The organism is Symbiopectobacterium sp. Eva_TO (assembly GCF_053848865.1).
Genome location: NZ_JBSPEY010000004.1, coordinates 2,575,838 through 2,594,512, shown reverse-complemented (window position 1 = coordinate 2,594,512; position 18,675 = coordinate 2,575,838). Strand labels below are relative to the sequence as shown.

Genomic DNA, 18,675 nt, shown 5'->3' with positions numbered 1-18,675 from the left:
TCATAAAATTCAATGCATTAAATTAACCCCAGGGAAATAATCACTTCAAGTATTGACCATTAAAATCACTTAGAGTAATCTAAATTCCATCAACCCACCAGACAGGCTCCAGCCAGACGGTGGACCACCAACCCGCAAAGGCAATATCCCGGCAGGCAAGACCTCGAGTTACCCGCCGATTGCCTGAGCGTAAGTAGCCAGCCCGAGGCACACGAACATGACGGCGGTTGGGGTAGCTAACGAGAGAGGAGATGGAAGATGGTAACAAATACAAATGGCGCCCTCGAGACCCTGCGCTTTGATAAAGACTCAATCAACACTACGGGCTCATTGCTTGACGAATTGAAAGATAAGTACCGTGCACAACTCGGAATGGCTGAATCTCAGTATTCAGCCATTTGCAGCGTAGTCCAGGGGATTTCTTCACTGAAGATGCGCATAGCAGAAGCTGAGGCTGTTACTGATCAGACCTTAAATACCGATCGCCTTCACCTATCGACCAACCAGCGTAACTTGCTAAGTCAATTTTTGGCGGATTGTCGTAGTTTAAAAGCATTTTTAGATACTTGCGCTCCTCTTCGGGCAGAAATTCAGAATTCATTTCTTCCTGAAGAATAAAAAGTAGGTCATGAATTGAAGTAGATCTTATTTCTTCTGGTTTCCAGTTGGTTTTTAAAAAAACCATGTGGTACAGCGCTTTAATACCAGAAAGATCAGAAATTGATTTTTTATATTTATCCCTATGATTATTCAAAATCATTTCGATTAAAAGCAAATGATGTATGTGAGTGCGACACTTAAAATCTTTCAGTGTATTTAGATTATTTCTGACATCGTCACTAGTGGTGCCGTAAAACTTGATGAGTCCTGGTTCTAATGCACGGTAAAGCTTGTAGTAGTCAGTCATAGAAAACCTTCTTGGTTGTGTGAGAGCTCCCAAGATACCACTGCCGCCTGAGGTGGAGAATAAACCAGGCATTAAACCACAGCAGATTAATGAGTCTGCTCTGTTTTAACCGCTCTTTTTACAACGAGCCTCGTGCTCTACGGAAGGCACCGACAACGTGCCGAACCTTTACCCAGATGTTTTTGGGGTGTGGTGAATGCGCAGGCTGATGCGCTAGCCATAAACTGAGTGACAAGCGGATGCGGCCGCATTTCTCGCTTGCCGTGATAGGTGATCGTCAGAGGCTCTAAGCGGCTGCACCTAATGCCGGAGGTAGTTCAGCACCGGCCACCACACCACCAAAACCATCTATTGGAGGGGAGCATGGCTACTATCATTTACCGTAAATCCGTTAATCCTGTTAACAAAACCAACGCCGCTATTCGCCGTCATGCGAGACGCAAGGCAGAAGCCATCCGGCGTGAACTGGTGACATCCCGTATCGACAAAGCATTGGGGCAGAAGCCAGAAAAACGCAAAGCGCTTACCCGAATCGAATTGGCCTTCAAGCGCAAACGTGCACCACGGATTAATTTCGGCTTACTGGACAAGTTCAGAGAGCAAATTAACCGTTTCGCTGAAAAGTACGATATTACCAGACGTCTTAACCATCGCATCTGGTACAGCAAACCGAAAACGGAGTATGGCATTACCGCCAGAGCAAGGCAGACTCATACATCGCGGCCCGTTCATTGAATTTGAGTAGGGGTCGCGCTGCCTAGCAGATGTAGCGATGTATTCCGCAGGCCATAGAAAATCAGGCTCGGTTACTGCGAGGTAAGATTAGACAGACGGTTGCGGCCTGAGAAGTGGGAAGCCTCGCCGTTTACGGCGGGGAGCAGTCACCTATTGAAATGTCCGGCGAGCCTCACGAAACATTCGTGAGTTAAATCATCTCTAATATACAACCTAATCATTCCATTTTTTAAATGCTGGTAATTTCCGATAAACCCCTTATCAATAAGGCTTTTTACAATTTCATTATCATTTCTTATATGGATTGAATACTCCCCAGAATCAACAGCCATGGCAAGATGATCTTTCTCTGAACCCGTTAAAGAACCAAAAAGTTCGTCTAAAGCAATTCTGTACCCCTTATCGCTTTTTGCTTTTAGTCTCTTTTCCTTTTTGTGAGCATATTTATCTACTGAATTTTTCACAAAAATCATGCCGAAATGAGAAGTCAAAAACCCTATAGCAAACATTCCCGGGTAAAAGCCGAATGCTGGCATTGGGTGATTAGGGAACAAATCAAGTGGTACAAATGTTATCAGCAATAAAAAAATTACCAATGTAAACATAATCTTAACCGTAGGCTCTTTCCCAATAAGATTGGAAAGCCATGCAGGGATTAAATCGGGCATTTTGAAACTCGCAAAACTGTAGGGGTATCGAGATTCTAGGCTGTGTCCCTTAATTGCCTGAGTTATAGTAACCGTATGTTTCCACAGTATATTGAATTATGGCTCGCTACGACCTTCCCGATGAAGCATGGATGATCATCCAGTCTTTACTGCCTGCTGAACCAGCAATACCACGTGCCGGACGTCCATGGGCAGAACATCGTAAAATCATCAATGGTATGTTCTGGATTCTGTGCTCAGGTGCTCCATGGCGTGATTTACCTGAGCGATATGGTCCGTGGAAAACCGTATATAACCGCTTTAATCGATGGTCAAAATCGGGTGTGATTAACATTATTTTCAACAGGTTACTTTCTGCTCTTGATGCGCATGGTCTCGTTGACTGGTCTGCCACGGCGCTGGATGGCAGTAATATCCGGGCGCTGAAATGTGCTGCCGGTGCTCAAAAAAACATCCCGATATCGCCGGAGATAACGGTCTGGGTCGCTCTCGCGGTGGTTTTGGCACCAAAATCCATCTGGCAACAGACGGAAGTGGTCTCCCGTTAAACATCCTGCTGAGCCCCGGACAGGCTCACGAAAGCCAGTTCGCATTACGTCTTCTGGACGGTATTGGTGTTCAGCGCCAGAATGGCAGCATGAAGCGTCGTGGTTATGCGGTGCTGGCTGACAAAGCTTATTCAGGGCATGCACTACGCAACGAGCTGAAACGAAAGGGGATAAAGGCAGTCATCCCCCGAAAAACGAATGAAAAAATGGCTTCGGACGGGCGCTCACGGTTCGCCAGTGACGCTTACCGTCATCGCAATGTAGTGGAAAGATGTTTTGGCCGATTAAAAGAATACCGCCGTATTGCCACACGTTATGACAAAACGGCGAGGAATTATCTGTCGATGGTTAAACTGGGCTGCATCCGCCTCTTTTACAACAAGTTATGCAATTAAGGGACACAGCCTAGCACAAAAATCTCGCTGTAGGGGTATGGCGGGCACGTGAGCCTGACACGGTAAAAACAGGCATTACACAGATAACATAGCATCGAGGTAGGTATGAAATTTAATGTTAACTTAGACCAAGGATTTGCCTTTAATTATGATCTTATCGCGGCTATTTTCCGCAAAGATGAGAACCCAGACGAGACGTTAGCCGTAATGGTGTCGGGGGAGACTTTTTTAATTCATGTTCCGCTTTCTAAGCTTGTTGGTGATTTAGAAGAAATGGAACAAAAAAAGCCGCCAAAGGGTAAGCCAGAGGCCGTTGGAGGCACAGGAGCGCAGGCAACCAGCCCGCAAACCGAATCGACAGAATACTTCAGCCGAAAGCAGGGAGAGTACTTAATTAAGCAGCTAGAAACTATTTCACGTCAACAAAGAGAATTATCTGAACAGATTTCTTATCTTAAAAACGTTTTAGCCGTTAAAGGCATGAGCGCCGGCAATTGGTAATACATTTAACCAATTTATCAGGTTCCTTTGTCTGTGGAAAGCGGGGAAACCCTCGCCGCCTGAGAGGGTCACCAAAGCAGGCACTGAACACGGAGACCACCATGCAAAAGCTCATTGACGAATTCGACCACCTGATAGCGCCGGGGACGATTGTGACTGAAATCATCCTGTCGGGCGTTGTAGACGACTGCGGCGATATAATGCAAGAAAATGATAATCCTGACTTTTTCAGCATCTATATCCGTGGCATCGACGGCTTACTACAAGCCATCGGCGACTTCTCCGAGCGCGAGGACGCACTCGCTTATGCCGCGAGGATGGTTGAGAAATATCAAGCACAACTCACGGACAATACCCGGAAGTTATTAAACGATTGAGGAGCATGGAATAGCGTTATGGCAGATAATGTAGATATAGCCAGCCAGAACGAAGAAACCTTTCGCCAACACCTGATCACCAATCATCGAGAGAAGGAATTACCGGTTAACGGGCGCTGCTATAATTGCGAAGAGCCAACCGAGGGTAATTTCTGCTGCAAAGAATGTCGGGAAGATTGGGGAAAGCGAAAATATTTTGATAGCCAACGGAGAATTGAATGATGCAACTTAATAAACCTCATATCACGACCTTCAATCATCCTGATTTCGGTAACATGGTCGCTGTCACCAACGGCAGCAATAATATTAATGATTCACATTATTTGATGAGCATTGACATCCTCCCTTGTGATGACAATGAGACAAGAGTATATAAGTCAACTATTTTCTATCTGACGGAAGAAAATAAGTGGCTTAAAAAGCAAGTGAAAAAATTAACGCCAGTGTATGACTGAAACACTTTCAGCATTCCCATCATCCGCTTATCGCCGCAATCAACATCACACTAATAATAGATAACACTGAACTGCCTCTTTATACCCGCGCCGATATTCGTCGGCAAAATTGTACATCAATCCAAATAGTTAAACGGAGAACGCCATGCAATATGCCTTTGCAGGGTGGCCTATTGCTGGCCGCTCGGAAACACAGTTAGACCGAATTATTAACATCATTAAAGCCGCTGCTAAATGGCTTAAAGACACGTTAAACCAACGAGGTGAGCCGTGAAATCTAATCCGTATTTTATCAAAGCACAAGAACTCTGCCGGGAAGCCGTTCTTTACGCAAACAAAGAGAAATGGATTTCAGCTATGAAATTATTGCGGAGGGCGAAAACATGCTTAGCCTAACCAAGTTATCAGCAATTCGAAAAATCATGGAAGAGATGCCGGATGAGGTAATTGAGGACTGTTACGCAGAGGCTGAGCAATTGGCGGAGAAGTCTATCGAAAGGTTTCGTGATCCGCTTAGAAAGCACTGGCCTGATGCTTACACAGAGCAAGCCTGTGAGTACATGGAAGACAGCGATGTTGATTATCAGGAAGCCGAGAGTCAGCGAGTATTCGACGCCATTTTTCACCGCGTGAAGGTTGAGCGGGCGCTCTGGATTTACGACAGGCAGAACAGCACGGAGGATGCAGCATGAGCACAGCATTAGCAACAATGGCAGGGAAGCTGGCTGAGCGTCTCGGTATGGAGCCAGGTACGGACTTGATGAATACCCTTAAGAATACGGCGTTCAAGGGGGGTAACGTCACGGACGAGCAATTTACCGCCCTGCTTATTGTTGCCAACCAGTACGGACTCAACCCGTGGACAAAAGAAATTTATGCCTTTCCTGACAAGGGCGGGATTGTCCCGGTTGTTGGTGTCGATGGATGGGCGCGGATCATTAACGAACATCCTCAGTTCGACGGAATGGAATTCGGCTACGACAAGGAAGAGGGGGCTTGCACCTGCAAGATTTACCGCAAAGACCGCAAACACCCTACTGTAGTAACCGAATACATGGGCGAGTGTAAGCGCAATACCCAGCCGTGGCAATCACACCCCACCCGTATGCTGCGCCACAAGTCACTTATTCAGTGTGCACGCATGGCATTTGGCTTCGCGGGAATTTACGACAGCGACGAAGCAGAGCGGATCATCGAAAGCAGCCCGGCAAGCGTTGTTGTTGGACAACAAACAGACGAGCGCCGCCCTGCACTCATTGCCCGGTGCGAAGAAGCGGCACAGCTAAGCATGGAAGTCTTCGCTGAAACATGGAAGAGCCTCACGCAGGAAGAGCGCCAGATTATCGGCAATACCGAGAAGGAGCGCATCAAGAAAAGCATTCCCGTCGATGCGGAATATAGCGAGGTGGATCATGCAACAGCGTAGTGATGAATGGTTTGCCGCCCGTTGTGGCAACGTGACCGCCAGTCGCTTATCTGACGTGATGGCGAAAACCAAATCGGGCTATTCCGCCAGCCGCCAGAACTACATGGCAGAGCTTATCTGCCAGCGCCTGACCGGAAAGCTCGAAGAAAGTTACTCAAACGCCGCCATGCAGCGCGGCACTGAACTTGAACCGGTAGCGCGGGAGATGTATTTGCTTAACCAGTTCGATGCGGAAGTGACGGAAGTCGGGTTTATTCTTCACCCCGATATCGTAGGATTTGGCGCATCACCTGATGGTCTTGTGGGGGATGATGGTCTGATTGAAATCAAGTGCCCCAATACATGGACGCATTTAGAGACCATCAAGACCGGTAAGCCGAAAAACCAATACCTCCTACAGATGCACGCCCAAATGATGTGTACGGGCAGGAAATGGTGTGATTTTGTCAGCTATGACGACAGGCTACCGCCAGACCTTGCCTATTACCAGTTGAGAATTCATCAGGACGATAAACTGGTTACTGAAATACAGGAGGCGTTAAGGCAGTTTCTGGCTGAGCTTGAAAGAGAACTTGAGGTTATCAGGAAATTATCCAAGGTAGCGGCATGAGTCCATGCATGTCGTCAGGCGGCTACACAATCAGGTTCCACCTGACCCAAGGGGTAGTATGGTGGGTCGGGCAGGAATCGAACCTGCATCTTACGGTTGGGGAACACGTACGCTCTTCCACACTAAGCTACCGACCCAAGGTTGCAGAATTGATTAAAGGGCTGTAACGAGAAAAGCTTTCACAACCAGAGAGAGAATACCCAAAACTCCAGCGCTCAGCATCCAGCGAATTAACTTCTGCTCTGAGCGGATACCCGCCATTTCAAGCTGTAAATCCTTTCGAACCAAGGATATTTGAGTCGTCATATCCTTGCGGACATCGGCTATCTGAGCTTCAGTTTTCTCGAAGCGAGCCTGCATCTGAGCTTCGTGCTTCTCGAAACGAGCGTCCATATCTTTGCGGATATCAGCTATATGAGCGTCTGTCTTATCGAATCTGGCGTCGATTTCTTTACGCACGTCCTCAAGGTCACGCTTGGTAGCCACATCTGCCACCTCATGAGACTTGCGTACGACGAGCGAAATAGCCCTAGCCTGTTCTCTAGAGATGCCAGCAGTCTCAAGCTCTTCTGACGCCTGCAATGTATCAAATGCAACCTGGCCCATAGCGGATCCTCCTGTGTTAAGCCAAGTGTAAGCGATCTGACCGCCCATCTGCAAAATTTTACAAGTTAGCCCTCTGATAACCACATCCGTTTAATTATGGAGAAATCGTTATGTCTAAATTAGTTGTCATTGAAAATACCGTCGTCCGTCAGGACGCTTTCGGGCGTTACTGCCTGAATGATTTACATCGTGCCGCCGGCGATATTAAAAAAGATAGTCCTGCGTACTGGCTGGCAAATAAACAGACCCAAGAACTGATTGCTCAATTTTTGATCGAGGACGGAATTCCGGTATCGGTTATCCGTGGTGGCCCCGAACAGGGAACATATGTTGCCAAAGAACTGGTTTTCGCCTACGCCATGTGGATCAGCGCCGCTTTCAATCTCAAGGTCATCCGCACGTTTGATAAAGCCATCTCTGCGCCCGAGCAACCATTGACAGACCAGCTTCAGGCAGGATTGGCACTGCTCAGTTTCGCTAAACAGGAATTCCGCCTTGCGCCGTCTGCTGTGCTGGGTTCGCTGCAGCAACTGCAATCTTCCCTCGGCATGCCGGATATCCTGCCAGCCTACGCCGTAGATGCCCCGGAGGGCAGCGTAACCGGCTCAAGTGAAGTCACGCATTCCCTAACCGAACTGCTGATGCTTCACGGCAAGCCCTACACCGCACAGTCTGGTTTCAAGCGCCTGCAATTGCTTGGACTCGCTGAGCGCAAGTCACGTCCCAGCAGCAAGCATCCCGACAAAGAGAAACTATTCTGGTCGCTAACAGAAAAAGGCTTGCAGTTTGGTAAGAACCTGACTGACCCGAATAATCCGCGCCAGACGCAGCCACACTTCTACGACAGCCTGTTTCCACGGCTGTTAAGCGTCATGATGAACGGTATAGCGGCATAAACAGCCCCGGAGATACTTAATGTACAAAATAACGGCAACGATCAAAAAACCCGGCGGGCTGGATGTTCAGTGGCTACGGTTCTCGAAGGTGAAACTCACCATGTCAGAATGCGAAAAACTGCTCTTTAAGCCTAAGAAGGCAGGTAAATCGTTCGGCGATAAGGTGAAACTGGAGGACTTCCGCTGCGTCAAGGTGAAAAACAGGGACACGTGGTAAATAGCACAATAAACCATCCCATTGACGCAAGGAGAACCCATGCGCTATAGTCAATCTGCATCTGCAAATTCAGGTGTCGGGATTGACCTCCTGCCGTTTACACCGCGACCATAACGACACGCCGCGAGCGTGTTTTTTTATGGTCATCGCCTAAGCACATATCAATGGTAGCTCAGGTGGGGGAGCCATAAGGCTCGCCGGTGGTGTACCGGTAAGGTCAACCCTGTCTGGGCTACCACCCAAGATTGACCTCGAAGGTGGTAGCGATAACCGCGTACACCGTTGGAGGTCACCATGACCGTATTAGCTGTTACTCCGTTCTCTTTTGAGAATCATGAAGTCCGCACCGTTATTATTAATGGTGAGCCATGGTTCATTGCTTCTGATGTTTGCTCCGCTTTAAAAATATCCAATGTCAGCGATGCCCTTTATAAACTCGATGATGATGAAAAATTGTACCTCGGTTTAACCGAGGCACAAAAAATAGACAAAATGGCGAGGGAGATAAATATCATCTCCGAATCCGGCATGTTCACCTTGGTACTACGTTGCCGTGATGCAGTGAAGCAAGGCACCCTGCCCCATCGCTTCCGCAAGTGGGTAACGAGTGAGGTGCTTCCATCAATCCGCAAGACCGGCAGGTACGATAATCCACAGTATAAACCTCAAGCCGCCGAACTATTCACCGACGATGATCTTCGTAGATTAACTCATCTCGTTTGGAGCATGGCTAACGGCTTCCGTTTTGAGAAAGCATGGACTCAAGGGATCTGGCATGCTCTACGGCTCGTCACCGGCGTACCATCGCCACAGCACTTTGAAGTTCGACAGATACCGTTATTAGCCGAAGAGTGCAGCCGTATCTACTCTATGACCACTCAGCTAAAGCAAACAATATTCGAGGCAGAAAGGCAAGCCATAAAGCGTGTATTCCGCCAGCAAGAAGACGCAAATATTGTACTTGGCGAGATGCAAAGGATGATCGAGGATAGTAGCCAACAGCACTCCAGTGTTATGTCCCAAGCGCTGCCTAAGTGGCAACAAGCAAACGTTAGCCAGTTCCTGCAACGTCACTAAAATTTCCTTCCTGCCCCGGTAATACACCGGGGTTACATCTTCATCGTTTTTACTAACGAGGACTTTACTCATGCAAAATTTAACCATTGCACAAACGTTAACCATGTCCAGCCGCGAGATTGCGGAGTTGACCGGTAAGCGTCACGACCATGTTTTAAGGGACTGTCGAAAGATGCTTGAAGCGCTCAATATTCAATCTCCCCAAATCTGGGGAGATTACCAAGACTCATCAGGACGCATTTACCAAGAGGCTTTACTCGACCAAGACCTAACGATGACGCTCGTCATGGGGTACAGCATTGAGCTTCGCCATAAAGTCGCCAAGCGCTGGCGTGAGCTGGAAGAGCAAGCCAAGAAACCAGCTATTCCGCAAACATACCCCGATGCACTGCGCCTCGCTGCCGAATTAGCAGAGGAAAAGCAACGTCTGGCATTGGTCAACAAGAAGCAAGAAGAAGAGATTCATTGCTTGCAAAACCTCTTCCAAGTAGGAATGACGCCCGTCCAGTTCTGCAAGCAACTAAATGGGGTGAATATTATGGGGGTAAATCTGTTTCTGGCAGAGCGTAATTTCCTCTACGACGGACAGAAAGAAGAAAACAAACCTTATGAGTGGCGTGTAAAGGCTTATGCGCGCGATAAATATTTCACCGAAAAAACGGTCACCGTTAACACCGAAAAGGGCAAGAAGCAATTTTATGAAGTCATTCTTTTAAAAGAAGGTGCCAAATGGCTGTATCGCCACTATCTGAAAGGCGAGCTTCCGATGAAGAAAGGCTGGAACGGTGAATTTACCCACGATAAATATCTTCAGGTCGCATGAGGAAAAATCATGAAGCAATCACAAGAAGTTATCGTTGCCCGCATTATCGCAGCATCTAAAGATATTTTCGCGTGCGAAAAGGCAATGGTGACGCTGAAAGATATTTATCGTACCGCCCTGCGCCAATATTTCCGCGAGCATGGTGACCCCAGTATTGATGGCGGTCGACTTAGCCCGGACAAACCGGAATATGCGGGTGTCATCAAATATACTGACCCTTATTTTATCGCCCTCCTCAAGAAAAAACGTGAACTGCATAATGCCCGTCGTCGCCACAGTCGCGCCACTCAGGCATTAATCAAATATCAAATGGAGAAGGAAACCGACCATGTTTAACACCTTCTGGACACTGAAAATCATTAACGCCATTTCAATTATGGCATGGATAGCTGCATGGATAACCACTGTCATTGGCATCATGAATGCAGAGCCAACAACAGTTATATTCTCAGCAATAGCGTTAGTTTTTAGTCGGTTATTTTTGGAATTTATTGCTGTGCAATTTGTACAGGCAGAAACGCTTAGCAAGATTCTCACTCAACTGGAGAAGACCCATGAAACCTAAAATACCTAACAGGATAAGAGAGCGTGAGAAGCGATTTAAGCGCTTATACCGTGAAGGACTTATCCATGCAAGACGCATCCAACGAACCGGTTATTTATCAATACGACTCTCCCTCTACTGGCGCATGTTATCCAAAGATAACGGCCAGAGCTGGAAGACCATGAGCCACGCCAAATACGATACACAAATAGCAATATAATAACAGGAGCCCCATGAATTATGCATTCGCGGGTCATGCTGCCCTCATGGGGAGCTATCACCCGGAAGAAACCCAACTGGATAAATGGGTTCAATGGCTGAGAAACGGATACCGAAAGCTTATCGATATCCTCGAACAGGCTGGCAAACCTCTACGACCTGCGCCGGCACCTTAATCAAGGCTGTTACAGCCTGAAATCACCTGCATCACCGCACACCCTGTGTGCCACGTTCACGCCCCCATTTCTACGATTTTTAAATCCTACCGCCAGCTCACCGCCATGACAAATGGCGCAGCGGCTTAATTTTAGCAGAGGTAAATAATGGCATACATCACCTTATCCGAGTGGAATCGGCGGCAACCCCGTCCGCGTTGTATGGAAACCGTTAGGCGACTGGTCAGGAACGGAATGATTTTTCCCGCACCGATACGAGATGGGCGCGAGTATCTGGTTGAGGAAAATGCCTGCAAGCTCACCCAGAACAAAAACCTTCGCTCATCAAGTTACCTTCATCCCGCCCTGTTATCGAGGATAAGACATGGCACGCCGGAGAAGTCATAAGAACCGCGACTTGCCGCCAAACCTGCAACCGCGCAATGGCGGCTATTTTTGCTACCGTGACCCACGCACAGGAAAAGAGTATGGCCTGGGCCGCCATCGACAGGAGGCCATTACGCAAGCCATCGCCGCTAATATGGCAATTTATGGCTCATCAAAACAATCACCGCTCGTTGACCGCATCAACGGCACACAGGTGACTACAGTGAGTGAATGGACTGAACGCTATCTGACGATACTCGAAGGCCGGAAACTCAAGCCGAAAACTATTACTGAGCATAAAAAATATTTAAAAGCCATCAATGAACATCTCGGAGAGTTTACTATTCACCAGGTGCAAACAAAAGATGTTGCTGCTTTCCTGAATCTGTGGGTCAAAGCCGGAAAAGCAACGATGGCGAATAAATTGAGGAAGGAAGTTATTGATTTATTTCGTGAGGCAATAGCAGATGGGATAGTGTCGCACAACCCCGCCGAGGCCACCCGGAATCAGCGTGTAGAAATCCAGCGTGAACGCATAACTCTTGGAGAATGGAAGGTCATCCGAAAGGCAGCGGAGAAATTACCTGCATGGGTTAGCCCCTGTCTTGACCTTGCTCTGGTTACAGGTCAACGACTGGGCGACATACAGGCGCTACGCTGGGGGGATTTCAAAGACGGACGCCTTTACATCAAGCAAGCGAAAACAGGCATGATGATTGCATTCTCCGAGACAACCCGAATCGACTGCCTCAACTTATGCCTTTCTGATGTGTTAAAACAGTTTAGGGCATTAAACAACGGTGGAGCACATCTTGTCGCAGATGCCAAACACGAGCAATTTTCTCAGGACACGATTTCCAGAGCATTTTTGAAAGCACGTCGATTATCAGGACTAACGTGGCAAGGAAAAGCGCCTTCATTTCACGAAATCAGGAGCCTTGCCGCGCGTCTCTACACTGATGAGAAAGGGAGGGATTATGCGCAAAAACTGCTAGGACATAAGTCATCCGAGATGACCGATAAGTACCGCGATGTAAGAGGGTCGGAGTGGGCCGAGATTGAATAGTTTCGATCGAATTTCGAGTAATTTCGATCGATCGCTTGTAACTCTCTGAATCTAAATGCCATAATTTTCATCCCGCTGCAGATGCAGCAGCGCACGCCCGACCGTTGATTTACCCGAGCCGGATTCACCGACTATCGCTAGCTTCTCGCAGCCCAGGTTAAAGGAGACGCCGCGCACAGCATCTGTCACTGCGCCGTGGTTCACGAAGCTCACCTTGAGGTTTTCCACCGCCAGCAGCGGCGCGCCCTGAGTTGCACCCTTATTCGGTGCGAGGATCGAGGATGTCACGTAGGCCGTCTCCAAGAAAGTTAAACGCCAGGCTGTTCATCAGAATAGCCAACCCAGGAATGGTGACTAACCACCAGCACTCCATCATGTAGCGACGACCGGCAGAGATCATGGCCCCCCATTCAGGATCGGGCGGCTGACCACCCAATCCCAAGAAGCCAAGCCCAGCAGCGGTCAGAATGATGCCCGCCATGTTCATGGTGATACGAATAATCACTGAAGGCAGACACAACGGCACAATGTGATGCACCAGAATGCGCAGCGACGATGCGCCTTGCAGTTTTACCGCAGAAACGAAATCCGCCTGACGCAGTGACAGCGCTTCAGCACGAGCCAGACGTGCGATAGGCGGCCAGGCAGTGAGGGTAATGGCAATCACCACATGCTCTAACCCACCTCGTTATACACAAGTCCGCAACGCCTTATATGCCAAGGGTTAGCGGGCTGAAATAGGCAGCCGGTGGGGTTGTAAATGAAGTGAAACCGACGTGTACTATCGCCATTTACGGCGCTGAAAAATGACACGGGATTCAGATGGCTGGGCACATCAAGAACTGGAAGGGGTAAATCTTGGTGACACGAGGCTCAATAAGCGCGCCAAAGGGCTTTTGATACGGCTGGCTGAGAATCCGCAAGCCAGCATTCCGCATGCGTGCCTCGGATGGTCTGAGACGCTGGGTGCTTACCGCTTCATGGAGAACCAAGCATTCGAATGGCGAGACATTCTGCAACCTCACTGGCAGCGTACGCAGGAAAGGATCCGAGAACACGAGGTTGTGCTGTGTATCCAAGACACTACCGAGCTTGACTTCAACGGGCAGCAAATCCAAGGCTTGGGTCCCTTGAACTACGAAGCCAGGCGTGGTCTGTACCTGCATCCGACCTACGCGGTCAGTCCGGATCGCGTGGGGTTGGGCGTACTGGATGCGTGGATGTGGGCAAGAGAGCCGAAGGATGCAGACGGAAAACGCGATGGGCTCAAGGAGAGTACGCGCTGGCTCGAGGGATACGAGCGAGTTGCTGAACTCGCCTCGGAGTTGCCAAACACACGTCTGGTGTACTTAGCCGATCGCGAAGCGGATATCAAGGCGTTGATGCAGCTCGCTGATGACCTTGGCACTCCGGCTGACTGGTTGATCCGCTCGACTCATAATCGCAGTCTGGACTGTAATGAGAAGCTTTGGCAGAAGGTTGGAAAGACCGTGCCGGTGGGAGAAATCCAATTCGTTATGGCGGCTCGCGCGGGGCAGAAGGCGCGTACGGTGAAACAGGCGCTGCGCGTGAAGCGAGTGTCGCTGCGTTGCGGGTTGGCAGTGACTTGTGTGATAGCCAAGGAAATTGAGCCGCCAGCAGGCGTGAAGCCGGTCGAGTGGCGGTTGCTGAGCAATCGCGTACCTGAAGGACGAGAAGATATCGTGGAGCTGATCGACTGGTATCGGGCTAGATGGGAAATCGAGATGTTCTTCAATGTGCTGAAGAACGGCTGCTGTGTCGAAGCGTTACAGTTATCGACCGTGGATCGCATTGAGCGGGCATTGGCGCTGTTCATGATCGTGGCATGGCGCATCGCCTATTTAATGCGTATGGGACGAACCTGTCCAGAGCTGGACGCAATGTTGTTCTTTGATTCCGACGAGACTCATGGCGCTTACCTACTGATGAACAAGCGTATGCCCAAGGGCCGCCCTAAGCTAAACGAAGTATTGCGCTTAGTTGCGCAACTCGGAGGCTTTCTTGCTCGAAAAGGCGACGGTGAACCAGGCGCAAAAACTATCTGGAAAGGCTTGCAGAAAGTCATGACGGCCGCCGAAACGCTACGCGCGCTCAGGCACGAACAGAGATGTGTATAACGAGGTGGGGTTAACTGGTGTATTGAGAGCATATCAAGACTCAAACGTTACTGATCAGATTGTTGTTTACCAGCAAGTGTATGGGAACAGAGTTTTTGATGCTGCATCACATGTCGCTACGGGGGCAACCATATCCATAAATGGCGAGATAACTGTTAGCTAGCTTTATAGAGGCGCGATGCTGGCGTGTCGTACTGTGCCAGGTTGTGACTGTGAATGCCAAGGATGGCTATCCTACCCAACCAACGCCAATGACTCATCGGAGTGCCGATGAATTTTACGCATATCGAGTGTGCCAAATTTGTGTCATAAAATTGGCACAAATCGGCAAGGATTGACAAATTAAAATAGGCGCTATTTAAGCTGGCTGGCTTGTGGCGCGGGGTTTGTGGTTGTTAGAATGCGCCTCTTTTTTGCAATTCATCGGACTGTTTTTCCGGTGCTGGAGGCAAAGTGAAATACGAATTGTTGCAAACCGATGTTCGCGCACGCCGTGGCCGTCTTATTTTTGAACGTGGCGTGGTGGAAACCCCGGCGTTTATGCCGGTTGGCACTTACGGCACGGTAAAGGGCATGACGCCCGAGGAAGTGAAAGAAACCGGCGCGCAAATCCTGCTGGGTAACACCTTCCACCTGTGGCTGCGTCCAGGCCAGGAGATCATGAAGCTGCATGGTGATTTGCATGATTTCATGCAGTGGCATGGCCCGATCCTGACCGATTCCGGCGGATTTCAAGTATTCAGCCTGGGTGACATCCGCAAAATCACCGAAGAGGGTGTGCACTTCCGTAATCCGATCAACGGCGACCCCATTTTCCTCAACCCAGAAAAATCGATGGAAATCCAGTACGATCTCGGCTCTGATATCGTGATGATTTTCGATGAGTGTACTCCTTATCCTGCCGATTGGGATTATGCCAAACGCTCGATGGAAATGTCGTTGCGTTGGGCGAAGCGCAGCCGCGATCGTTTTGATGAACTCAATAACAACAACGCGTTATTTGGTATCATTCAGGGAAGTGTTTACGAAGATTTACGCGATGTCTCAGTAAAAGGGCTGGTAGATATTGGCTTTGATGGGTACGCTGTGGGCGGCCTGGCAGTAGGGGAGCCGAAGGCGGATATGCACCGCATTCTGGAGCATGTTTGCCCGCAGATCCCGGCGGATAAACCCCGTTATCTGATGGGAGTCGGCAAGCCTGAGGATCTGGTGGAAGGCGTGCGACGCGGCATTGACATGTTTGACTGTGTGATGCCAACGCGCAATGCGCGCAACGGCCACCTGTTTGTCACCGACGGTGTGGTAAAAATCCGCAATGCGGTACACAAGGATGATACTCGTCCGTTGGATGAGCACTGTGATTGCTACACGTGTCGCAATTATAGCCGCGCTTACTTGCATCATCTTGACCGTTGCAACGAAATACTCGGCGCGCGCCTCAATACCATCCACAACTTGCGGTATTATCAACGGTTGATGGCGGGTTTACGTCAGGCCATAGAAGAGGGTAAATTAGAGCACTTTGTGGCAGATTTTTACCAACGGATTGGCAAGCCGGCGCCGTCCCTTGCTGAAACGGCGGCAGGTCAACACGACTGACGACGCGATTTTCGTACCTGCTGCGCGTGATGTGTACGGTTGAAGCGTTTTAGGCACATTTGGATTTCATATACTTTTGCACACGTTTGGTTTGATAACAAAGAGGATAGTTAAATGAGTTTTTTCATTTCTGATGCTGTAGCTGCAACTGGCGCTCCGGCACAAAGTCCGTACTCTCTGGTGATTATGCTGGCTGTTTTTGGCCTGATTTTTTACTTCATGATTCTGCGTCCTCAGCAAAAGCGCGCTAAAGATCACAAGAAACTGATGGACTCTATTTCCAAAGGGGATGAAGTGCTGACGACTGGCGGTCTGGTGGGTCGCGTGACGAAAGTCTCTGAGACCGGGTACATCGCTATCGCGCTGAACGACACCAATGAAGTGGTTATCAAACGTGATTTTGTGGCTGCCGTATTGCCAAAGGGCACCATCAAAGCCCTGTAATTTTTGATTTTCCCGAAGGGAACTGCCGTGTTAAACCGTTATCCTTTGTGGAAGTACCTGATGCTGGTCGTGGCATTAGTCATCGGCCTACTTTATGCACTTCCTAACCTGTATGGTGAGGATCCGGCGGTACAAATCACTGGCGCGCGAGGCATCGCCGCCAGTGAGTCAACGCTGATCCAAGTCCAGAATGTATTACAAGAACAGCAGATCACCAGCAAATCGCTCGCGTTAGAAAGTGGTGCGATCCTTGCCCGTTTCTCCACTCCAGATATTCAACTGCGCGCTCGTGAAGCGCTGGTGAATGCATTGGGTGAGAAGTATGTCGTGGCCTTGAACCTGGCCCCCGCTACGCCAAACTGGCTGCGCATGCTGCGTGCGGAACCCATGAAACTGGGTCTGGACCTGCGCGGCGGCGTACACTTCCTGATGGAAGTGGATATGGAAACGGCGTTAGGTAAACTGCAAGAGCAGACCATGGATTCCCTGCGCAGCGATCTGCGTGAAAAGGGCATCCCTTATGCCTCGGTGCGTAAAGCCGATGACAATACCGTAGAGATCCGTTTCCGCGATGCGGCAACGCGTAACGACGCTATTTCGTATCTCACCACCCGTCACCGCGATCTGGTGTTTAACGCCAGCGGCGATAACCTGATGCGTGCGATGATGAGCGCCGAGCGCCTGCGTGAAGCGCGCGAATACGCCGTCCAGCAAAACATCAATATCCTGCGTAACCGTGTTAACCAACTGGGTGTGGCCGAGCCGCTGGTACAGCGCCAGGGTGCGGATCGCATCGTGGTTGAGTTGCCCGGTATTCAAGACACCGCGCGAGCCAAAGAAATTCTGGGTGCGACGGCAACGCTGGAATTCCGTCTGGTAAACAGTTCTGCGGACGTGACGGCAGCAGCCAATAGCCGTGTTCCGGTTGATTCCGAAGTAAAAAACATGCGTGATGGCACCCCGGTGGTGCTGTACAAGCGTGTGATCCTCACCGGTGACCACATTACCGATTCTACCTCGGGTGCCGACGAATACGGTCGTCCGCAGGTGAACATCTCGCTGGATAGCGCGGGCGGTAACGCCATGTCCAATTTCACCAAGGACAGCATCGGTAAACCGATGGCAACCTTGTTTGTGGAGTACAAGGACAGCGGTCAGAAAGATGCCACGTCGGGTCGTTCCATTCTGGAAAAACACGAAGAAGTGATCAACGTCGCGACCATTCAGTCGCGTCTGGGTAACAGCTTCCGTATAACCGGTATCGATAACCCGAACGAAGCGCGTCAGCTCTCTCTGTTGCTGCGTGCCGGTGCGTTGATTGCCCCGATTCAGATTGTTGAAGAGCGTACCATCGGGCCAACGCTGGGGATGCAAAACATCACCCAAGGGCTTGAGGCCTGCTTGTGGGGGCTGGTGGCATCCATCCTGTTTATGGTGGTGTTCTACAAAGGGTTTGGTGTCATTGCGACCACTGCGTTGGTGGCTAACCTGGTGCTGATCGTCGGGGTGATGTCACTGTTGCCGGGGGCGACGCTCACCATGCCGGGGATTGCCGGTATCGTGTTGACGCTGGCGGTGGCAGTAGATGCCAACGTACTGATTAACGAACGTATCAAAGAAGAATTAAGGAACGGGCGCACAGTTCAGCAAGCCATTCATGAAGGGTATAAAGGTGCGTTCTCCAGTATCGTCGATGCCAACCTGACAACGATGATCACGGCAGTGATTCTGTACGCTGTGGGGACCGGTTCAATCAAAGGCTTTGCCATTACGACAGCGATTGGGGTTGCGACCTCGATGTTTACCGCTATTGTCGGCACCCGTGCGATTGTGAACCTGGTTTACGGCGGCAAACGCGTTAACAAGCTGTCTATTTGAGGAG

The 18,675-nt window shown here is 49.6% G+C and carries 27 protein-coding genes, 1 tRNA gene and 2 pseudogenes; 24 read left to right on the top strand and 6 right to left on the bottom strand.

Going from position 1 to position 18,675, the window contains the following annotated elements:
- Window positions 1–457: 457 nt before the first annotated feature.
- Window positions 458–979, bottom strand: a complete 522-nt coding sequence (locus ACWWJF_RS15685) for an ECs1072 family phage-associated protein (protein ID WP_455869969.1) — start codon at window positions 977–979, stop codon at window positions 458–460.
- Between the two features lie 291 nt (window positions 980–1,270).
- Between ACWWJF_RS15685 and ACWWJF_RS15680 the strand changes: the two genes are divergently transcribed.
- Both ACWWJF_RS15680 and ACWWJF_RS15675 read left to right on the top strand, forming a co-directional pair.
- Window positions 1,271–1,642, top strand: a complete 372-nt coding sequence (locus ACWWJF_RS15680; RefSeq protein WP_455869968.1) for an antitermination protein — start codon at window positions 1,271–1,273, stop codon at window positions 1,640–1,642.
- Between the two features lie 37 nt (window positions 1,643–1,679).
- Entirely contained in the window at window positions 1,680–1,727 is a 48-nt protein-coding gene (locus ACWWJF_RS15675; RefSeq protein ID WP_455871122.1) for a hypothetical protein, read from the top strand.
- Between the two features lie 61 nt (window positions 1,728–1,788).
- Here ACWWJF_RS15675 and ACWWJF_RS15670 read toward each other — a convergent pair whose 3' ends face one another.
- Entirely contained in the window at window positions 1,789–2,310 is a 522-nt protein-coding gene (locus tag ACWWJF_RS15670) for a hypothetical protein (protein WP_455869967.1), read from the bottom strand.
- Between the two features lie 98 nt (window positions 2,311–2,408).
- Between ACWWJF_RS15670 and ACWWJF_RS15665 the strand changes: the two genes are divergently transcribed.
- The 8 genes from ACWWJF_RS15665 (at window position 2,409) to ACWWJF_RS15630 (ending at window position 6,622) form a co-directional block, all read left to right on the top strand.
- A protein-coding gene (locus ACWWJF_RS15665; RefSeq protein ID WP_455869966.1) for an IS5 family transposase occupies window positions 2,409–3,253 on the top strand; the annotation gives its coding sequence in 2 pieces (ribosomal slippage) (window positions 2,409–2,754 and window positions 2,754–3,253; 846 coding nt in all).
- Window positions 3,254–3,358: 105 nt separating this feature from the next.
- Window positions 3,359–3,754, top strand: a complete 396-nt coding sequence (locus ACWWJF_RS15660) for a hypothetical protein (protein WP_455869965.1) — start codon at window positions 3,359–3,361, stop codon at window positions 3,752–3,754.
- Window positions 3,755–3,855: 101 nt separating this feature from the next.
- A complete protein-coding gene (locus tag ACWWJF_RS15655; RefSeq protein WP_455869964.1) occupies window positions 3,856–4,131 on the top strand; it encodes a hypothetical protein in 276 nt (91 codons plus the stop codon).
- Between the two features lie 218 nt (window positions 4,132–4,349).
- Window positions 4,350–4,586, top strand: coding sequence for a hypothetical protein (locus ACWWJF_RS15650; protein WP_455869963.1), 237 nt, complete (start codon window positions 4,350–4,352; stop codon window positions 4,584–4,586).
- Window positions 4,587–4,731: 145 nt separating this feature from the next.
- Window positions 4,732–4,860: a protease FtsH-inhibitory lysogeny factor CIII gene (locus ACWWJF_RS15645; RefSeq protein WP_222159407.1), complete on the top strand. Its 129-nt coding sequence runs from the start codon at window positions 4,732–4,734 to the stop codon at window positions 4,858–4,860.
- Window positions 4,861–4,930: 70 nt separating this feature from the next.
- Window positions 4,931–5,278: a hypothetical protein gene (locus ACWWJF_RS15640; RefSeq protein WP_455869962.1), complete on the top strand. Its 348-nt coding sequence runs from the start codon at window positions 4,931–4,933 to the stop codon at window positions 5,276–5,278.
- On the top strand, window positions 5,275–6,012 hold the full coding sequence (locus ACWWJF_RS15635) for a recombinase RecT (RefSeq protein ID WP_455869961.1): 738 nt from the start codon (window positions 5,275–5,277) through the stop codon (window positions 6,010–6,012). Before ACWWJF_RS15640 ends, ACWWJF_RS15635 begins: the two co-directional genes overlap by 4 nt.
- Window positions 5,999–6,622, top strand: a complete 624-nt coding sequence (locus ACWWJF_RS15630; protein ID WP_455869960.1) for a lambda exonuclease family protein — start codon at window positions 5,999–6,001, stop codon at window positions 6,620–6,622. The genes ACWWJF_RS15635 and ACWWJF_RS15630 overlap by 14 nt, the downstream gene beginning before the upstream one ends.
- A 59-nt stretch (window positions 6,623–6,681) precedes the next feature.
- Here ACWWJF_RS15630 and ACWWJF_RS15625 read toward each other — a convergent pair.
- Window positions 6,682–6,759, bottom strand: a tRNA-Gly gene (locus ACWWJF_RS15625).
- Between the two features lie 16 nt (window positions 6,760–6,775).
- On the bottom strand, window positions 6,776–7,228 hold the full coding sequence (locus ACWWJF_RS15620) for a coiled-coil domain-containing protein (protein ID WP_455871121.1): 453 nt from the start codon (window positions 7,226–7,228) through the stop codon (window positions 6,776–6,778).
- A 110-nt stretch (window positions 7,229–7,338) separates the two neighbouring features.
- On the opposite strand from ACWWJF_RS15620, the gene ACWWJF_RS15615 reads away from it, so the two are divergent.
- The 10 genes from ACWWJF_RS15615 (at window position 7,339) to ACWWJF_RS15570 (ending at window position 12,612) form a co-directional block, all read left to right on the top strand.
- Window positions 7,339–8,124, top strand: coding sequence for a KilA-N domain-containing protein (locus tag ACWWJF_RS15615; RefSeq protein WP_455869959.1), 786 nt, complete (start codon window positions 7,339–7,341; stop codon window positions 8,122–8,124).
- A 19-nt stretch (window positions 8,125–8,143) separates the two neighbouring features.
- On the top strand, window positions 8,144–8,341 hold the full coding sequence (locus tag ACWWJF_RS15610; RefSeq protein WP_455869958.1) for a DUF1187 family protein: 198 nt from the start codon (window positions 8,144–8,146) through the stop codon (window positions 8,339–8,341).
- Window positions 8,342–8,623: 282 nt separating this feature from the next.
- Window positions 8,624–9,418: a BRO-N domain-containing protein gene (locus ACWWJF_RS15605; RefSeq protein WP_455869957.1), complete on the top strand. Its 795-nt coding sequence runs from the start codon at window positions 8,624–8,626 to the stop codon at window positions 9,416–9,418.
- 70 nt (window positions 9,419–9,488) lie between these two features.
- A complete protein-coding gene (locus ACWWJF_RS15600) occupies window positions 9,489–10,241 on the top strand; it encodes a Rha family transcriptional regulator (RefSeq protein WP_455869956.1) in 753 nt (250 codons plus the stop codon).
- Between the two features lie 9 nt (window positions 10,242–10,250).
- Window positions 10,251–10,577, top strand: coding sequence for a hypothetical protein (locus ACWWJF_RS15595; RefSeq protein ID WP_455869955.1), 327 nt, complete (start codon window positions 10,251–10,253; stop codon window positions 10,575–10,577).
- On the top strand, window positions 10,570–10,806 hold the full coding sequence (locus ACWWJF_RS15590) for a hypothetical protein (RefSeq protein WP_455869954.1): 237 nt from the start codon (window positions 10,570–10,572) through the stop codon (window positions 10,804–10,806). The genes ACWWJF_RS15595 and ACWWJF_RS15590 overlap by 8 nt, the downstream gene beginning before the upstream one ends.
- Window positions 10,796–11,005 carry a ParE family toxin-like protein gene (locus ACWWJF_RS15585; RefSeq protein ID WP_455869953.1) on the top strand — a complete coding sequence of 70 codons (210 nt, stop codon included), beginning with the start codon at window positions 10,796–10,798 and terminating at the stop codon, window positions 11,003–11,005. The genes ACWWJF_RS15590 and ACWWJF_RS15585 overlap by 11 nt, the downstream gene beginning before the upstream one ends.
- 13 nt (window positions 11,006–11,018) lie before the next feature.
- Window positions 11,019–11,180, top strand: coding sequence for a protease FtsH-inhibitory lysogeny factor CIII (locus ACWWJF_RS15580; RefSeq protein ID WP_455869952.1), 162 nt, complete (start codon window positions 11,019–11,021; stop codon window positions 11,178–11,180).
- 147 nt (window positions 11,181–11,327) lie between these two features.
- Entirely contained in the window at window positions 11,328–11,567 is a 240-nt protein-coding gene (locus ACWWJF_RS15575) for an excisionase (RefSeq protein ID WP_455869951.1), read from the top strand.
- Window positions 11,545–12,612, top strand: a complete 1,068-nt coding sequence (locus ACWWJF_RS15570) for a phage integrase Arm DNA-binding domain-containing protein (RefSeq protein ID WP_455869950.1) — start codon at window positions 11,545–11,547, stop codon at window positions 12,610–12,612. Before ACWWJF_RS15575 ends, ACWWJF_RS15570 begins: the two co-directional genes overlap by 23 nt.
- 78 nt (window positions 12,613–12,690) lie before the next feature.
- On the opposite strand, the pseudogene ACWWJF_RS15565 reads toward ACWWJF_RS15570, so the two are convergent.
- Both ACWWJF_RS15565 and ACWWJF_RS15560 read right to left on the bottom strand, forming a co-directional pair.
- A pseudogene (locus ACWWJF_RS15565) lies at window positions 12,691–12,900 on the bottom strand (ABC transporter ATP-binding protein); the annotation flags it as partial.
- Window positions 12,872–13,294: pseudogene (locus ACWWJF_RS15560) on the bottom strand (ABC transporter permease); the annotation flags it as partial. The pseudogenes ACWWJF_RS15565 and ACWWJF_RS15560, both read right to left, overlap by 29 nt.
- Before the next feature lie 124 nt (window positions 13,295–13,418).
- Between ACWWJF_RS15560 and ACWWJF_RS15555 the strand changes: the two are divergent.
- The 4 genes from ACWWJF_RS15555 to secD all read left to right on the top strand — a co-directional run bounded on the left by ACWWJF_RS15555 (window position 13,419) and on the right by secD (window position 18,671).
- Entirely contained in the window at window positions 13,419–14,750 is a 1,332-nt protein-coding gene (locus tag ACWWJF_RS15555; RefSeq protein WP_455869047.1) for an IS4 family transposase, read from the top strand.
- Window positions 14,751–15,203: 453 nt separating this feature from the next.
- Window positions 15,204–16,349: a tRNA guanosine(34) transglycosylase Tgt gene (gene tgt / locus ACWWJF_RS15550; protein WP_455869949.1), complete on the top strand. Its 1,146-nt coding sequence runs from the start codon at window positions 15,204–15,206 to the stop codon at window positions 16,347–16,349.
- Between the two features lie 114 nt (window positions 16,350–16,463).
- A complete protein-coding gene (gene yajC, locus ACWWJF_RS15545) occupies window positions 16,464–16,793 on the top strand; it encodes a preprotein translocase subunit YajC (RefSeq protein ID WP_222158291.1) in 330 nt (109 codons plus the stop codon).
- A 27-nt stretch (window positions 16,794–16,820) separates the two neighbouring features.
- Window positions 16,821–18,671, top strand: a complete 1,851-nt coding sequence (gene secD / locus ACWWJF_RS15540; RefSeq protein WP_455869948.1) for a protein translocase subunit SecD — start codon at window positions 16,821–16,823, stop codon at window positions 18,669–18,671.
- The last annotated feature ends 4 nt before the right edge of the window (window positions 18,672–18,675 follow it).

Coding starts and splice junctions, on each gene's coding strand:
- ACWWJF_RS15685 (WP_455869969.1), bottom strand. CDS start 979: ATGCCTGGTTTATTCTCCACCTCAGGCGGCAGTGGTATCTTGGGAGCT.
- ACWWJF_RS15680 (WP_455869968.1), top strand. CDS start 1,271: ATGGCTACTATCATTTACCGTAAATCCGTTAATCCTGTTAACAAAACC.
- ACWWJF_RS15670 (WP_455869967.1), bottom strand. CDS start 2,310: ATGCCCGATTTAATCCCTGCATGGCTTTCCAATCTTATTGGGAAAGAG.
- ACWWJF_RS15660 (WP_455869965.1), top strand. CDS start 3,359: ATGAAATTTAATGTTAACTTAGACCAAGGATTTGCCTTTAATTATGAT.
- ACWWJF_RS15655 (WP_455869964.1), top strand. CDS start 3,856: ATGCAAAAGCTCATTGACGAATTCGACCACCTGATAGCGCCGGGGACG.
- ACWWJF_RS15650 (WP_455869963.1), top strand. CDS start 4,350: ATGATGCAACTTAATAAACCTCATATCACGACCTTCAATCATCCTGAT.
- ACWWJF_RS15645 (WP_222159407.1), top strand. CDS start 4,732: ATGCAATATGCCTTTGCAGGGTGGCCTATTGCTGGCCGCTCGGAAACA.
- ACWWJF_RS15640 (WP_455869962.1), top strand. CDS start 4,931: ATGGATTTCAGCTATGAAATTATTGCGGAGGGCGAAAACATGCTTAGC.
- ACWWJF_RS15635 (WP_455869961.1), top strand. CDS start 5,275: ATGAGCACAGCATTAGCAACAATGGCAGGGAAGCTGGCTGAGCGTCTC.
- ACWWJF_RS15630 (WP_455869960.1), top strand. CDS start 5,999: ATGCAACAGCGTAGTGATGAATGGTTTGCCGCCCGTTGTGGCAACGTG.
- ACWWJF_RS15620 (WP_455871121.1), bottom strand. CDS start 7,228: ATGGGCCAGGTTGCATTTGATACATTGCAGGCGTCAGAAGAGCTTGAG.
- ACWWJF_RS15615 (WP_455869959.1), top strand. CDS start 7,339: ATGTCTAAATTAGTTGTCATTGAAAATACCGTCGTCCGTCAGGACGCT.
- ACWWJF_RS15610 (WP_455869958.1), top strand. CDS start 8,144: ATGTACAAAATAACGGCAACGATCAAAAAACCCGGCGGGCTGGATGTT.
- ACWWJF_RS15600 (WP_455869956.1), top strand. CDS start 9,489: ATGCAAAATTTAACCATTGCACAAACGTTAACCATGTCCAGCCGCGAG.
- ACWWJF_RS15595 (WP_455869955.1), top strand. CDS start 10,251: ATGAAGCAATCACAAGAAGTTATCGTTGCCCGCATTATCGCAGCATCT.
- ACWWJF_RS15590 (WP_455869954.1), top strand. CDS start 10,570: ATGTTTAACACCTTCTGGACACTGAAAATCATTAACGCCATTTCAATT.
- ACWWJF_RS15585 (WP_455869953.1), top strand. CDS start 10,796: ATGAAACCTAAAATACCTAACAGGATAAGAGAGCGTGAGAAGCGATTT.
- ACWWJF_RS15580 (WP_455869952.1), top strand. CDS start 11,019: ATGAATTATGCATTCGCGGGTCATGCTGCCCTCATGGGGAGCTATCAC.
- ACWWJF_RS15575 (WP_455869951.1), top strand. CDS start 11,328: ATGGCATACATCACCTTATCCGAGTGGAATCGGCGGCAACCCCGTCCG.
- ACWWJF_RS15570 (WP_455869950.1), top strand. CDS start 11,545: ATGGCACGCCGGAGAAGTCATAAGAACCGCGACTTGCCGCCAAACCTG.
- ACWWJF_RS15555 (WP_455869047.1), top strand. CDS start 13,419: ATGACACGGGATTCAGATGGCTGGGCACATCAAGAACTGGAAGGGGTA.
- yajC (WP_222158291.1), top strand. CDS start 16,464: ATGAGTTTTTTCATTTCTGATGCTGTAGCTGCAACTGGCGCTCCGGCA.